Annotated in this window: 15 protein-coding genes and 1 pseudogene; 8 read left to right on the forward strand and 8 right to left on the reverse strand. The window is 40.8% G+C overall.

The window, feature by feature from the left end; genetic code table 11:
* Window positions 1-51: 51 nt before the first annotated feature.
* Complete coding sequence (locus tag KSMBR1_RS00755; RefSeq protein ID WP_099323611.1) at window positions 52-1,212, reverse strand: amidohydrolase family protein; 1,161 nt, start codon at window positions 1,210-1,212, stop codon at window positions 52-54.
* Window positions 1,212-1,961 carry an FmdE family protein gene (locus tag KSMBR1_RS00760; RefSeq protein ID WP_099323612.1) on the reverse strand — a complete coding sequence of 250 codons (750 nt, stop codon included), beginning with the start codon at window positions 1,959-1,961 and terminating at the stop codon, window positions 1,212-1,214. The genes KSMBR1_RS00755 and KSMBR1_RS00760 overlap by 1 nt, the downstream gene beginning before the upstream one ends.
* A 207-nt stretch (window positions 1,962-2,168) precedes the next feature.
* Between KSMBR1_RS00760 and KSMBR1_RS00765 the strand changes: the two genes are divergently transcribed.
* Window positions 2,169-3,023 (forward strand): menaquinone biosynthetic enzyme MqnA/MqnD family protein, encoded by an 855-nt coding sequence (locus tag KSMBR1_RS00765; protein WP_099323613.1) that lies wholly within the window; start codon window positions 2,169-2,171, stop codon window positions 3,021-3,023.
* Window positions 3,013-4,095 (forward strand): cyclic dehypoxanthinyl futalosine synthase, encoded by a 1,083-nt coding sequence (gene mqnC / locus KSMBR1_RS00770; RefSeq protein WP_099323614.1) that lies wholly within the window; start codon window positions 3,013-3,015, stop codon window positions 4,093-4,095. Before KSMBR1_RS00765 ends, mqnC begins: the two co-directional genes overlap by 11 nt.
* Window positions 4,096-4,306: 211 nt before the next feature.
* Here mqnC and KSMBR1_RS00775 read toward each other — a convergent pair whose 3' ends face one another.
* From KSMBR1_RS00775 to KSMBR1_RS00785, 3 genes are read right to left on the reverse strand one after another with little or no spacing between them, the layout of a single operon-like run.
* A complete protein-coding gene (locus KSMBR1_RS00775) occupies window positions 4,307-5,257 on the reverse strand; it encodes an alpha-L-glutamate ligase-like protein (protein WP_099323615.1) in 951 nt (316 codons plus the stop codon).
* Window positions 5,257-6,783 carry a UUP1 family membrane protein gene (locus KSMBR1_RS00780; RefSeq protein ID WP_169702775.1) on the reverse strand — a complete coding sequence of 509 codons (1,527 nt, stop codon included), beginning with the start codon at window positions 6,781-6,783 and terminating at the stop codon, window positions 5,257-5,259. Before KSMBR1_RS00780 ends, KSMBR1_RS00775 begins: the two co-directional genes overlap by 1 nt.
* Complete coding sequence (locus KSMBR1_RS00785; RefSeq protein ID WP_157775596.1) at window positions 6,776-7,375, reverse strand: ATP-dependent zinc protease family protein; 600 nt, start codon at window positions 7,373-7,375, stop codon at window positions 6,776-6,778. Before KSMBR1_RS00785 ends, KSMBR1_RS00780 begins: the two co-directional genes overlap by 8 nt.
* 818 nt (window positions 7,376-8,193) lie before the next feature.
* On the opposite strand from KSMBR1_RS00785, the gene KSMBR1_RS21445 reads away from it, so the two are divergent.
* The 4 genes and pseudogenes from KSMBR1_RS21445 (at window position 8,194) to KSMBR1_RS20560 (ending at window position 9,434) form a co-directional block, all read left to right on the forward strand.
* On the forward strand, window positions 8,194-8,526 hold the full coding sequence (locus KSMBR1_RS21445; protein WP_164994902.1) for a hypothetical protein: 333 nt from the start codon (window positions 8,194-8,196) through the stop codon (window positions 8,524-8,526).
* Between the two features lie 86 nt (window positions 8,527-8,612).
* Window positions 8,613-8,741, forward strand: coding sequence for a hypothetical protein (locus KSMBR1_RS22585; RefSeq protein WP_261341075.1), 129 nt, complete (start codon window positions 8,613-8,615; stop codon window positions 8,739-8,741).
* Window positions 8,726-8,842 (forward strand): annotated as a pseudogene (locus tag KSMBR1_RS20555) (hypothetical protein); the annotation flags it as partial. The gene KSMBR1_RS22585 and the pseudogene KSMBR1_RS20555, both read left to right, overlap by 16 nt.
* Window positions 8,843-9,251: 409 nt before the next feature.
* The gene (locus KSMBR1_RS20560; RefSeq protein ID WP_157775599.1) at window positions 9,252-9,434 is read left to right on the forward strand and encodes a hypothetical protein; all 183 of its coding nucleotides are present in this window, start codon (window positions 9,252-9,254) and stop codon (window positions 9,432-9,434) included.
* Between the two features lie 325 nt (window positions 9,435-9,759).
* On the opposite strand, the gene KSMBR1_RS00805 is transcribed toward KSMBR1_RS20560, so the two are convergent.
* Genes KSMBR1_RS00805 through KSMBR1_RS00815 form a run of 3 tightly spaced genes read right to left on the reverse strand, consistent with a single transcriptional unit; the run spans window position 9,760 to window position 11,402 of the window.
* Window positions 9,760-10,263 (reverse strand): nitroreductase family protein, encoded by a 504-nt coding sequence (locus tag KSMBR1_RS00805; RefSeq protein ID WP_099323621.1) that lies wholly within the window; start codon window positions 10,261-10,263, stop codon window positions 9,760-9,762.
* 11 nt (window positions 10,264-10,274) lie between these two features.
* On the reverse strand, window positions 10,275-10,961 hold the full coding sequence (locus KSMBR1_RS00810; protein ID WP_099323622.1) for an HAD family hydrolase: 687 nt from the start codon (window positions 10,959-10,961) through the stop codon (window positions 10,275-10,277).
* 24 nt (window positions 10,962-10,985) lie between these two features.
* On the reverse strand, window positions 10,986-11,402 hold the full coding sequence (locus tag KSMBR1_RS00815; protein WP_099323623.1) for an EamA family transporter: 417 nt from the start codon (window positions 11,400-11,402) through the stop codon (window positions 10,986-10,988).
* A 508-nt stretch (window positions 11,403-11,910) separates the two neighbouring features.
* On the opposite strand from KSMBR1_RS00815, the gene KSMBR1_RS00825 reads away from it, so the two are divergent.
* Both KSMBR1_RS00825 and lepA read left to right on the forward strand, forming a co-directional pair.
* Window positions 11,911-12,870 (forward strand): ROK family protein, encoded by a 960-nt coding sequence (locus tag KSMBR1_RS00825; RefSeq protein ID WP_157775605.1) that lies wholly within the window; start codon window positions 11,911-11,913, stop codon window positions 12,868-12,870.
* Window positions 12,837-14,639: a translation elongation factor 4 gene (gene lepA, locus KSMBR1_RS00830; RefSeq protein WP_099323626.1), complete on the forward strand. Its 1,803-nt coding sequence runs from the start codon at window positions 12,837-12,839 to the stop codon at window positions 14,637-14,639. Before KSMBR1_RS00825 ends, lepA begins: the two co-directional genes overlap by 34 nt.
* The last annotated feature ends 9 nt before the right edge of the window (window positions 14,640-14,648 follow it).

The following is a 14,648-nucleotide window of genomic DNA, read 5'->3' on the forward strand; positions in this document are numbered from 1 at the left end:
AAAAACGAAGTACGAATTACGATTTTAAATCGTAATTCGTAAATCGTAAATCTAAAGATGAAGCAAACGTCCCTCACCATACACAGTAACGGGATAGCTGGTTAGATCAAACGGGTCTCCGTTCCAGCATACAAATGACGCCCATTTATCAGGTTCTAAAGAGCCTAATATTGTATCTATTCCCAGTATCCATGCATTTTTTGCCGTGATGATTTCAATTGCCTGTTGTTTGCTTAATCCGAAACGAATAAACCAGCGCAGTTGCAAAAGAATCATTCTCTGTAATATTACTGGATGGTCTGACATGAGGCCGAACGATACGTTTGATTCCAAGAGGTATCGCAGGTTTTTCCAGTTTTCGTGTTTTAATTCTACCTTATACGCCAGTGAATCCATAGGCCCGTAAATAACAGGTATATTTCTTTCCCTTAATTTATGGAATATATCAATTTTATGAACATCGCATGCGTGGTCAATGGTAAACTTTATGGCATACTCAGGGTGTATTGCCTTGAATTCGTCTGCAAACCGCAGAAATGATTCGATATCGTCCGTCTTATGTACGTGTACCCTCAATACTATTTTTCCGCAGAGAATGTCACGCAGGATTTCATCTTCACGGGAAAAATCTATATCTTTCATTTCTGTGCCCTTCGCTATTTTTTCCATTTTTTTTATTACGGCATATAGTTTTTCCCTAAAGAGGGCCAAAGCGCCCATGCGTGTATATGGGCGTTTTCCCTTCCATTCACGTGTTGACATGGGATTGTATCCCAGCGCCGCTTTTATGCTAATTGGCGCTTCCCTGATGAGGGCGTTTGTGGTTGTGCTTCCGTAGTTGCGGATAACCGCCGAGCTACCGCCAAGAATATTCCCGCTGCCTGGCAAAACACAGGAATAAAGTATGCCTGCTTCTATTGAGTCGGCGAAAGATACATCATCCATTTGTACGGAATCAATGGCGTTTGCAAGTGTTAAAAATGTATCCATTTTCTCATTTGCTTCTTCTTCACTCGCAGGTTCTCCTGCCCTGCACATCCCTATATGGCAATGGGGATCAATAAATGCAGGGGTGATTACCGGATACTCACCAAGCATTTCTCCCTGACGTGTATTTGAAACGTTAGCTACCGTATTGTGGTCAAAATTAATGAAAGCGTCTTTTATGACCTCTTTGCCGGTATAAATAATAGCGCCTTTCATCGAAAGCATTATTGTTTCTCCCTGATAATAAACGTGCCTTCCGGTGGTTGAAAAAGGATAGTTTTTACCCGCTCCTGCATCAGATTGCCAAACAACCTTGCTTGTTCATCAGTTGCTTTGCCGGAGAGCGTCAGAGGCATAAGTTTTTCCATGCGTTCATCCGCATGTGCCAGTGCCGGGTCGTAAGTGATTTCAACCGTTTTCCCCGTGTCCCTTCGCTGAAATAACAATGTACACGTTGCTTTTGTATCTGTCTTTTGTTCAGGAGCAAATGACATCAAATTGTACCGTCCATATTTTCCGGCAGGGCCAAAGCCCTTAAAACCGTTCTCGGCGGCTGCGCCGGTTATCATGGACACAATCTGTGATATTGGCCCGTTTACATTTTCATCGACGCCACCCATGATGGTCACACTTATATTTCCCCTTACCGGCGTCTCCTTGCCGTATAATGCCTTCAGCGCCAATTGGGTTGATTTGTACGCACCGGCAACTGCAGGACAGGAATGTCCGGCAAACTTTACCGCATCGGCATACGTAAAAACAAACGCTCCATCGTTGTCAATTGCGCCCAGGATGACCGCCAACGGATCTTTAAGTGTGATCGGTTCAGCAACGTCAAAAAAATCCTGCGCAAATTTCGTTTGTCCTTCTGCGAATACCAAATTACCATTAAGCAACTTACACAAAGGGAGTAATAGCATAAAACAAAAGAAGACTCGTTTTGCCAGCAGGGCAACAGTATGTGATTTATTCATTGGTGTAAAATTCCTTTTTAATAATAACGTCAATGTAATTCTCTATTGAAGAAAATACAATAGTCATATAAAATGTTTCACTTGTGGTAAATTTTTTAATCTATGTAATCTATGTAATCTGTAGTTCCGCCTTTCGTATTTCATGCTTGATTGGTGCTGGCTATGCCAGTTTAGGAATATGTTAAGTAATATAGCTTCAGGGCCTGTATGAAAAGTAAAGTAATAGAGGCTAGTTTATCTAAGAATAAAGATTTAGGCAAGTGCAATATGACAGAAAAGATCAGGATAGGCATTGTCCCTTATATGAACGCAAAGCCTTTGATATATGGACTTGAATGCCATAAAGATTCCATAGAATTGTTATTTGAAGTGCCTTCGCTTTTGCCTGGCATGCTGAACAATGATCGTATTGATGTAGCCCTCATTCCTTCCATTGAATATTTCAGGAATGGGTGTTTTGCAATTATACCGCATATAGCAATCGCTTCCCACGGGGCGGTTGAAAGCGTTAAGATATTTTCTAAAGTACCGATTGCAAACATACAAACTGCGGCATTAGACACAAGTTCATTAACTTCCCGCGCACTTACAAGGATTATTTTACATGGTCAATATCACCTTACGCCCGGGTACACGCAATTTAATGAACAGTATAACATTGCTGAAACAAGGGCAGATGCTGTTTTAATTATTGGCGATAACGCTATCAAGGCGGCAGACAATGGGTACGTTACCTTAGACCTCGGACAGGCATGGTATGAATATACAAGACTGCCTTTTGTTTATGCGGTCTGGGTGGTGAAACGAGGGAGAAAAATACCCGGACTAAACGAATTACTGTTGAACTCAAAAAAAATGGGCATTCAGCACATAAAAGAAATTGCCGTGTCTGAAGCAAAACGGCTTAATATATCATTCGATACATGCCTGCATTATCTTACAAATGCTATTCAATACGATTTAGAGAAGGAGGAGATACAAGGGCTTAAGAAATTTTACCAGTGTGCGGTAGCAATAGAATTAGCGCCCAAAGGAGAAAGGGTTATATTTAATGACACCTGATTACTGCCCGGCAGACAAGCATCTGCAGGAAGTACTTTTAAAACCGGTACAAAATAAAAGAATAACTGCTGATGAAGGTGCATGTCTCTTTGAATATAAAGAGCTTCTCATGTTGGGAATTGCTGCTGACGAGGTCTGCAAGATGAAACACCCGGAAAACTTCCGTACCTACATTATTGACAGAAACATCAATTATACGAATATTTGCACATCAGGGTGCAAATTCTGCGCCTTTTATAAAAATATTGAACATAGTGATGGATACATCATTTCAAAAAAGGAGCTTTATAAAAAAATAGAAGAAACTTTAGCATTAGGCGGTAAGCAGATACTCATGCAAGGGGGACTGCACCCAGCGCTAAAGATAGATTTTTATACTGATTTATTACTCTCCATTAAGAAAAACTTCGATATACACATACACGCCTTTTCTCCTCCGGAGATAATGCATTTTTCCCATCTAAATACCCTACCAATGCCGGAAGTGATACGTATATTAAAAGAAGCGGGGCTTGATTCCATTCCAGGCGGCGGCGCTGAAATATTGACGGATCGTTGCAGAAAAATCATAAGCCCAAATAAATGTTCTGCGCGGGAATGGCTGGACGTGATGCAATCTGCCCATGAACAGGGCATGAAAACGACTGCTACAATGATGTTTGGCCATATCGAAACTACGGAAGAACGCATCGAACATTTTGAAAAAATCCGGCAGCTCCAGGATAAAACAGGCGGGTTTACCGCCTTTATCGCATGGACATTTCAACCGAAAAACACACAATTGGAAAACGCTCTTTCCGGCAGTCATGATTATTTAAAAACCTTAGCCATTTCCCGGCTGTATCTTGATAACATTGAGAATATCCAGGCATCATGGGTCACACAAGGCGCTAAAATAGCGCAACTCTCTTTAAAATTCGGTGCGAATGACATGGGGAGCACAATGATTGAGGAAAATGTTGTGAAGGCAGCGGGAGTAAGTTATACCATGGAAAAAGAGGAAATTGAATTTTTGATAAACGACGCCGGCTACCAGGCGAAACAGCGCGATTTATATTATACCCTCGTGTAAATCCATTGTCTTCCGAATAAGAGAGAGAATTATGTGGGATGGGTCAAAGCCTGTGTCCCGAGCATGCCGAATGGACGAAGCAGACCCATCAGTAACATTTCTATACTGTAAGAGTTCACAAACAGGGATTTCTAAAATTAGATTTAACTTTTGTTGACATAGATAGTTATAGCATTTCTGAAATCACATTTTGTGAACCCTTTGAGTATATCTATGCTGAAATATTACAAATATTTTGTATGAAGGAAACCCTTTCTTCCAAAGTGTTTAGTTCTTTGTAGCGTTGCTCAACGATTTTCAGACGCGGCAATAATCCTGCGCAATTGGCGATTTGGATGTTGAGACCCGGACGCGCATTCAATTCTAAGAGCATAGGCCCCTTGTCTCTGTCAATAACAATATCTATTCCCTGATAACCTAATCCTGTGAGTTGGTAACACCGTGCGGCCAGGTTCAATAAATTCTCCCAGTTTGGGATCTTTATGCCGGTTATTTCAATACCTGTATCCGGGTGTTCCGTAATAATATCATTAAACCATACCCCTGTAGTGGTGATACCTGTTGCTATATCAATACCAACGCCTATTGCACCCTGATGCAAATTTGCTTTGCCATTCGATAAATGTGTTGGCAGGCGCATCATTGACATAACCGGCACTCCGAGAAAAACAATAATGCGAATATCAGGCATTCCCTGATAGGTAAGGTCTCTGAAAAATGGGGCAAGCTGCACCGTATATTCTACGAACGCCCTATCGGTATGTCCTCCTATACTATATACGCCGCTAAGAATCTCTAAAATGTGATTTTCAAGGAACTCTTCACTAACGATCGTCCTTCCCAGGGTTCGATATCCTTTCTTAGAATGGCCGGTGATAACGATTATGCCATTTCCACTGCTCCCATGGGCAGGTTTAATAACGAATGTGGAATGTTTTTTGAGAATGGCATGTATATCCCGTGCCTGATGGTTTACTGCTACAACGGCATACAATTCGGGGACGTTAATGCCCGCCTGTATTGCAAGTTTCTTGGTAAGTAATTTGTCATCCACAAGCGGGTATAGGCACCGCTTATTATACTTTGAGATATAATCGATATTACGGCGATTAATTCCAACAATTCCTAATTTATGCAATTGTTTTATGAGTTTTGGAATCATTATTTTATCTTATTAAACTCCTTAAAACGGAATAACTCTACTAACCTGTACCCTTTATACCTGCCCAAAAGCATGGCGATTGCCAGTATCTGCAAAAGCATCTCCGGATATACGAATATTAAGTGTCTGCTATATTTGTTAAACATAAAAAAGTATACAATGGAAGCGGCGATTAAACTTCCCACACATTGTTGCAATGCGGCTTTAGACCCCCGTTCCTCCCACGTAATGGTCATTCGTTCTATCGTCATAGTGAGAATGACTATTGGGAATATTGAGATGGAGAGTCCTATCTCAATATGAAGTTTGTAGAATAAAATATCGAATATCCCGATGAATATAATAATGATAATAAGTAAGGATGCGAGACGGGATACCATCAGGAGCCTGAAATTCTCAAGATACAAACGCACAGCCATTCCAATCGCAACCAGTATGCTAAATAATATAATACCTGAAATTAAATGTGTTTCCCTGAAAGACAGAGCGATAAGCACAGGCATAAAAGTGCCAAATGTCTCAATACCAATAACATTTCGCAGGATAACCAAAAATAAAACGCCAATAGGAATGAGCAGCAACAGATGATAAACTGCCTGAAAATGGAGCGGCAAGCTGAATAAAGAAAAATTTAATAAATACGGGTTCATTGTTTCCGCCCTTTTTATAGCGGCATTGATAGCATCCTCTTCCTGAAGACCTACAGAAATATTTGTTTTCAGATTTTTCCCGCCGGATAACTGTACTAATGGTTTTGTTCCCCTCCACCAGTCCAGATAGTTCCCGGAAATTAATGATGTTCCTGAAACCGGATCGTAACCCGTCCACTTCCCGCCACTATACACTTCTATGCACCTTTCTATTTTCGCATCGTTTGTTCTGGTGGTTACTTTAATACCATTTACTACCCTGGCAGGAATGCCTGCAAGAGCAAGCAATTGAACCGCTAATTCTACCTTTTTATCCACAGAAACTTCTTTGTCCAAAAGAATCGCAACGTTTTCATCTGGCGGTTGGGCATTCAGAAGCTTGAATAATTTCATCACAAAAGAATCAGTATCTGCTGATTTTCTCAGGATTTCAACAAGAAGGGCGTTGGCTGCTGACCGATTAGGTTCCAAAAATTCAGGAACTTCCCATTCAAGAGGGGGTGCGCTATCCGGAGGATTTCTTAATTTTACTTTATTCACCTGGATGCGGTAGAGAAGCACCTGACGCTTACTTGCCTCGTGAATAGCCCATGTTGCGCTCCGGTTAATGTTGTCGGTAGAAGTGGTTATACCATAAGACCTCGAGACAAAATTTTCAGATGAAATAATAAAGTTTCTTGAATATCCGGGCAAGAATAACACCACCTTTGCCGGTTCGTTCTGTGCATCAAAGGAAACATGAACTTCAATATTCCAAAAATTAGCCTTTTCCTCCGGGACTATAGGAAAACCAAATACAAAATATTTATAGGCGATCAAACCACAGCTTATGAGTAAGAGGCTGAAGATAAAAAAGTAAAAATGTGTTCTATTCATCGCCGAAAACACTCTCGCATTTTGGTTCTTTGGAATAGGTGGAGGATACATCTATGAAAAAATCGTCCAGCAAAAAATTTCTCCCTATAAGCATCTGATACATAAACCGTGTCCTGTTTGAAAGAGTTACTTCAACCTCCTTATAAATACCTCCTATGCAAATGCCAAGTTTAATAACGGGGCGTTTTTCTGACGGCATTCCTATACGCTTTACTGTTGCTGTGCGTATGACCCTTTCCTCAATATTCAACTTTTCTCCTTTTTCATTTATCAATTCAAATTTCACCCATTTTTCACCATCCCGCTCAAATAAGGTATAAACAGGGGCATTTATGGAACAGGTTTTGGCGCCGGTATCTACTTTTGCTTTTAAAACAATGTTCCCGGGGAAAACAAGAATCTTCTCTACCCGGCCCAAAATTTCTTTACTTTTTGCATCTGCCAACGAATGGAATGCAAAAACCAAAAATAAACTGGCTATAATAAATATGCTTTTAGTTTTATACAATAATAAATGGGAAACAAATCTTTGTAGAAATCCGGCAGTAGCTATTTCACAAGCCCGAAAAGGGGGAAACATAGATTTTATCATTGAAATAATGCCTCCAGAGCAATTGAATCTAAAAAAGAAATGTGAATTGTCCATAATAGTTCCTTAAATTACACTAAAAATCATTTGCAATACGAATACTGTGCTTCATTGTTTGACCTTTTTTCTGTTTTTCTTCACTGACAGGCATTAAATAATCATTACCGTTAGGTGAAAATGGTAAATACAAAGTATCACAGTATTTATAAAACATAAAAATAACATAGGCTATTTTAAAAAGAACGTGCCGTTAATGTCAAATGCTTATTTATTACGGTGATGACAGAAAAGTATCAGGCAATATATACTGTAAGAGTTCACAAATATTGATTTTTGAAATTAGATTTAACTTCTGTTGACATAAATAGTTATAGCATTCCTGAAATCACATTTTGTGAACTCCTTGAGTATAAGTATCACAAATCCGGCCTGACCCTTTAATTTAGAGGCGTTGCAGATAAAGTTGCCGGGATTATAGGGCAGTCACGAAAAAAACTTGCTTTGTGCCGTAAAAGCCAATAAATATAAGGCTTTTACGGCATTTTTTTAAATTGGTGTGAACATCCGTTTGATAGTATGCTTAGTGTAGGGGCGAAGCATCGATATTTCGGTCTCTATGCCGAGATTATGAACGGGCATTGGGTGAGCATGGATTTATTCAGAGGGGGTTTAACCGGCGCAGGAAATTTAAGAAAAGGAAGACTTCTCTATGGGAGGGATTAATAGCTCTCAGCCTCCGTACCGGCCGCAGCGCCCGGCAACCGGTTATCGGGGTACGGCCCAACCGATGCCTGCGCGAATATTATAACAAAAGGAAAACCATGTTTCAAATAAAAGTTGACGATTCAGGGGTGGTAAAACTCCTGGGCGAATTAAAGCAGAGAACCTCAAATCTAAATCCGACCATGCAGGTTATTGGCGAACTTGTAAAAACTTCGGTCAAGAGAAACTTTGAGGTGGGCGGGCGGTATTCCATGGAAGGAAGTTGGGCGGGAGGATCAAAAACATGGTTGCCACTAAGCGCCGCAACCCTTTTTAGCGGCAGAAAGAGCAAATATATAACGAGGAAAGGCTCATACCGGAAAGGGGTGGAAGAAAAGCTTAAAAAATTGGAATTTTTCAAAAAAAACAAATTGTTACAAATTTTCAATTAAAAATAAGGGTGGCATTGACAAACTTTGTTTGTTCGTGTTGAACCAGACATTATGACGACGGTTTTTTATAATGTAAGAGGGTCAGAATGAAAGCGAAAATATCAGTCATTGATGACGAAGAAAGCATACAGAGTATACCTTCAGGGAATTTCTCTCAGATGAAGGGTATGACGTTGATACTGTTGAGAATTATAAGGATGCGTTGTCAGCTTTGAAAAAAACAAACTACGATGTGGTATTTACCGATATTGTCTTAAAGGGGAAAACGGGTATAGAGATTCCTGAAGCTATCAGACGTAAAAATATGAACTGTTAGGTTATTATTATTACCGCCGCTCCGGAAATTGAAAGCACCACATCAGCGGTGAGGCTTGGCGCCTTCAATTATATTCCTAAGCCTGTAACGCAGGAGCAACTGTTAAATATTACGAAGAAAGCGTTAGAGAAAAAGATAGCGCTTGATAGAAAAAAACAATTATTTCAATATGAAGGCCGTACTCAGAAGCGTAAATGATGCGATAATTATCATGAACAAAGACCTGACCATATTATAAGCAAACGATTTGGCCATTAGAATATGTGATCTGGCCGATAGTGCAAAAGGCAGGAAATTTATCACATATACTGAACATTGTAGCGGAAAATGCCTTCTATCGATTGCAAAAACTTTGAGAAATAAGCAAACAAAAGAAATGTTCTATGTGCAATGTCAGAAAAGCAGCAATATGAATCAAATAGTTAATGTTACGACTTCTCCGCTTCTTAACGAAAAAGGCGCTATTATCGGGATAGTACTGGTGGTAAAAGACAAATCCGTATCAGAAGAAACAGCAAATAATAGCCACATTGAATCAAATAAATTTCATCGTAGTTATCAGCAGATCAGAAAAAATGCAATCGGTTTTTAGCGACTATTAAAAATCTGGCAGATGTGCAAACACTACCGCGTTAATCACCGGAGAAAGCGGTACCGGCAAAGAATTTGGTCGCTGAAACGATCCATGAGGTTGGTATTTACATACACCTGCAAGGCGCTACATTAATCCCAAAATAGCCCTTGTATTTTACGGCAAATGGCAGATTCTTTCCATAAGCGTCCTGCGCATCCTGAAATGCATAGTTCATAAATAAATAATTGTCGTAACAGTTCACCCCTTCAGGATTGTACCGGTATTTGAAAAGGGACTACCCCCTAATCCTTTCCTAAGAGGGAACTTGCCAAATTCCCATACATCATATATATTTTGTCAATTCTTTCAGCGATTTACGATGAGTAGGGTCAGGCATAATTTCAGGATAACCAAGCGGCGTAAACGCAACAGGTTCAATGCCGGGCGGAAGATGAAGGACTGATTTTACGACAGATATCTTAAAAGCGGCAACCCAGCAAGTAGCCAGTCCCTCTTCTGTGGCGGCAAGGATGAGATGGTCCATCGCTATTGCGGCGTCTATATCCGCATAATTTTTTCCGTCACCTCGTTTCCACGCTACTTCCGGAATACTGCATACGCCAATTATCACAGGGGCGGTGTAAAACCATTCTTCGCTATACGCTTCTTTCAGTTGTTTTTTCACATTCTCATTCTTAATCACAAAGAAGCATACCGGTTGGCGGTTGGCGGCGCTTGGCGCATTTCTTGCCGCCTCCAGTATTCGTTCCAGTTTTTCTTCAGGAACAGACTCTTTCTTGTAAGAACGCACACTCCGTCTTTCTTTCATAATATTGTATATATTCATTTGCTATCCCCTTAAAAAGTAACCATTTTCCACTGATTCGCCCTGGCATACAACCAAAGCATAGGACTTGCGTTTACCGCTACCGGGTATCCCACTATACGCAAAAATTTTACATCCACATATGCGTTGCCAAAACCATAGGAAGATGAAAGATCCAAACTATATTCTGAAACAAGGCGTTCAATAATCTTCACCTTCCCACCGCAGTAAGAATGGATGCCGTCAATCTCACCGGTAATCCTGCCTTCATTGTCAACGGCAAGTTTAGTCCCTATCCCAATATCGGCATTGCAAACTTTTGTAAAGCATTCTACCATTGGACTCAGCGTACCTGATAGTAAAATGATCAGATATCCTTCATTTTTCAGTCTCTTTATTTCCTGTAACGCATATTCCGATATATGCGGCAATATTCGCTTATGAAAACATTCGTCTATATTGCCAATAATGTTTTCATAATCATTATTCTTTAGATAGTATTTATTCTTTCTGAAAGACAGCCCCTTTAAACTGAAACATTTCCGGAGAAAAGCTGCGGCAAAACGCAACAGACTACTGAAATTTATTACCCTCTTTTCCAGAAGATAATAAAATAAAACCCTTTCGGAGGAAATACCCTTAATTATTGTTCCGTCGATATCAAAAATAGCTGCTTTTCTCACGCGCAGGATTTTACTTATTGAATATGTTTCTTTCAATAAAAAAAACTATAAGGGTGCTTTCTAACGAAGCAACATCAGCCCCCCTAAAATTAACAGCATACCCATAACTTTGGAAAAGGTAACCTCCTCTCCCAAAAAAATACAACCAAAAAAAAAGGTAAACAACGGGGCGCTGCTGGTAATAGGAACAACTTTTGAAATTTCCCCCGTTTTAATTGCCTTAAAAAATATCACCTGTGCTATAAAACCCGCCAAAAGACCTGCAAGCACAAGGCAGCAAATGGACTTGATTCCCATCCTCCCGACGGCTGACAGATTTGAAGTAAACAACACGATAATAATAACACCAATGACTACGCCCGAACTTCGCACTATATAAGCCGTCATAGGTTCAACAGAAGAAAGCCCTACCTTTTCTAAAAAAGCAACGGTACCCCAGAGAATAGCGGTAATAATTGCAAGATAATATGGCGCCATATTGCCTTACCTCGAATAGTTGTTCTGAATGCTGAATAGTGTAGAGGCGAAGCATTTGCTATAGATTGTCATAAATGCGTTCATACCCAAACGGGCAAATGCTTCGCCCCTACGTGCATTGTTTGCAGATTAAAACTTTATATGATTCTTGTGAAACGGACAATGAAATTCTCCAGATACAGTCGGCAATAGGCAATCGGCAATCTACAGTCGGCAGTCGGCAAATTGCAGATTGATGACTGGGGATTGGAGACCGGAGATTGGATATTGGAGACTGGTGCCTGAGGGCAGTCGTTATTTCCCGGCAAAATGAAGCTTTTATCCGCACCGCCATGCACTTTTAACCCCGTATGATGCATGGTGTTACGTCCTATTACGTTTCAGCCTGATAGCTTTATATGCCTTGATTTGCCGCAATACTTTTGTTACCATTTACCATTTATAAAATTATTTGTAAAATGATTTTTTTTAAACCGTAAGCAGAGGTTTACCAATAAAGGTGCTGGATTTGTGCAAATATATCATCGGCGTGGATTTAGGCGGCACTAATTTAAAAGCCGGCATTGTTGGGCGGGATGGCAACATTTTGTATCAATTTTCAATAAAAACGAACGCCCATGCGGAATCACAGGTAATTTCCCATCAAATATGTGAACTTATCGCCGGAATAATAAAAAATGTCCGCATTGAGAAGTCCGATATTCTTGGTATAGGGCTTGGTTCTCCCGGACTTATTGATAAAAAAGGCGAGACTATTTTGTTTTCACCAAATTTATCCAAATGGCGTGATATCCCCATTAAAAAAATTATATCCGATACATTTGGTTTGCCCTGCATCCTGGAAAATGATGCAAATGCAGCCGCCTGGGGAGAAAAATGGGTAGGGGCCGGGAAAGACGTCAGTTCATTGGTAATGTTAACGCTGGGTACGGGAATCGGTGGCGGCATTATCCTGGATAATAAGTTGTGGCGGGGAATAAATAATACTGCCGGAGAAATAGGCCATATGTCGATACAAACAGACGGCCCTCTGTGTAATTGCGGCAATTATGGATGTATTGAGGTGTATGCATCCGCGCCTGGCATGGTAAGACGATTCAGGGAGTTATTGGAAAGCGGCAAGGCTTCATTATTAAAAAAGGATGAGGAAATTACCGCTAAGAGGATCAATGAAGCTGCCGTACAGGGAGATGGTGCATCGTTGAGTATCATTGAAGAAACAGGACGCTATCTCGGCATTGCTATCGTTAATATCATACACATATTGAATCCCGGGGCTGTTGTATTGTCAGGTGGCCTGATTGGTTCTGGAGAATTGTTAATGCGTCCGGTTAAACGGACAATAGAAGAAAGGGTTTTAAAGGCATCATATAAGGATACGAAAATACTATTTTCACAACTTGGTACTGATGCGGGAATAATAGGAGCTGCCGGATGTCTACTGAAAGAATTAGAAATTTCTGCATAATTGCACATATCGATCACGGAAAGTCAACCCTGGCAGACCGCCTTCTGGAAAGGACGCAGGCGATATCTACGAGAGAATTCCGGAATCAGATGCTTGATGATATGGATTTGGAACGTGAACGCGGCATTACCATAAAGGCAAGTGCGGTGGCATTGACGCTCAGGCGCGGGGAAACAGAGTATAATTTAAACCTCATCGATACCCCGGGCCATGTTGATTTTAGCTATGAAGTATCGAGAAGTCTGGGTTCATGCGAAGGGGCTTTGCTGCTGGTGGACGCCTCGCAGGGTGTGGAGGCGCAGACAGTCGCCAATACCTACCTTGCAATGGAACATGATCTGGTAATTATCCCTGTGGTAAGTAAAATTGATTTGCCGCAGTCACGCCCTTATGAGGTATTAGCTGAAATGGAAAAGACCCTGGGCATTAGCTCTGAAGAGGCATTAATGGTGAGCGCAAAGAGCGGAGAAGGCGTTGATCAGATTTTTGACGCTATTATTAAATATATCCCACCGCCAAAAGGCGATCCCAGTGGGCCGCTGCGGGCGTTAATTTTCGATTCGGAGTATGATGCGTACAGGGGCGTCATTATTTATCTGCGTGTCTTTGACGGATCGTTAAAAGTGGGCGATGAAATATTCATGATAAAAACACGGCGTTCGTTTAAGGTGGAAGAGGTCGGCGTCTTTAAACCAAAAATGGCACCCAAAAACGGACTGTTTACCGGTGAAGTAGGATATTGCATTGCCAATATTAAGTCCATTCACGATGTTAAAGTAGGCGATACTGTCACCTTAAACAAGGAAAAAGCGGAAAAACCGTTAACAGGCTACCGGCAGCCAATACCAATGGTCTATTGCGGTATCTATCCTGTGGACAATGCTGATTTTAAAGTGCTTCGTGAGGCACTGGAACGTTTAAGCCTGAACGATTCTTCCTTCAGCTTTATCCCTGAAACTTCTCAGGCGTTGGGATTCGGTTTCCGGTGCGGATTTCTCGGGCTTTTACATATGGATATCGTTCAGGAACGTCTGGAACGGGAAAGTCATATCAATATAGTGCAGACGGCGCCTAACGTAACCTATGAAATTTTAAAAACAAATAAAGAAGTAATCAGAGTCGATAATCCTGAAAGTGTTCCTCCGGTAAATGAAATAGATGAATTTCGCGAACCAATGGTGCGGTCAAGTTTTGTCTTGCCTACAGAATATTTAGGCGCTATCATGCAACTTGCTGAAGCAAGAAGGGGCAGATACAAAAGCACTGAATATTTAAGTGAAAAACGTGCGATTCTTGTATACGAACTGCCCTTAGCGGAAATCATTTTTGATTTTTTTGATAAAATGAAATCAGCCACAAGAGGCTATGGAACATTGGATTACGACTTAATAGGATACGAATCTGCCGATCTTGTAAAATTAGATATCCTGGTTGGCGGGAAAAGAGTAGACGCCCTTTCAACCATAGTACACAAAAAGGATGCAGAGGTCAGAGGAAGAAAACAGGTGAAGAAGTTAAAAAAAGAGATTTCCAGACACCTGTTTGAAGTGGTACTGCAGGCAGCTATCGGGAGCAGGGTAATTGCCAGGGAGACCATTAAACCTATTGCTAAAAATGTTACGGCCAAATGTTACGGCGGAGATATTACGAGAAAAAGGAAACTTCTTGAAAAACAGAAAGAAGGGAAAAAACGTATGAAATCGGTGGGAAACGTGGAAATACCCCAGAAAGCATTCTTGTCCGTACTGTCGATTGATGATGATGAATAAAAAAGGGTG

Source organism: Candidatus Kuenenia stuttgartiensis, from assembly GCF_900232105.1.
Lineage (GTDB): Bacteria > Planctomycetota > Brocadiia > Brocadiales > Brocadiaceae > Kuenenia > Kuenenia stuttgartiensis_A.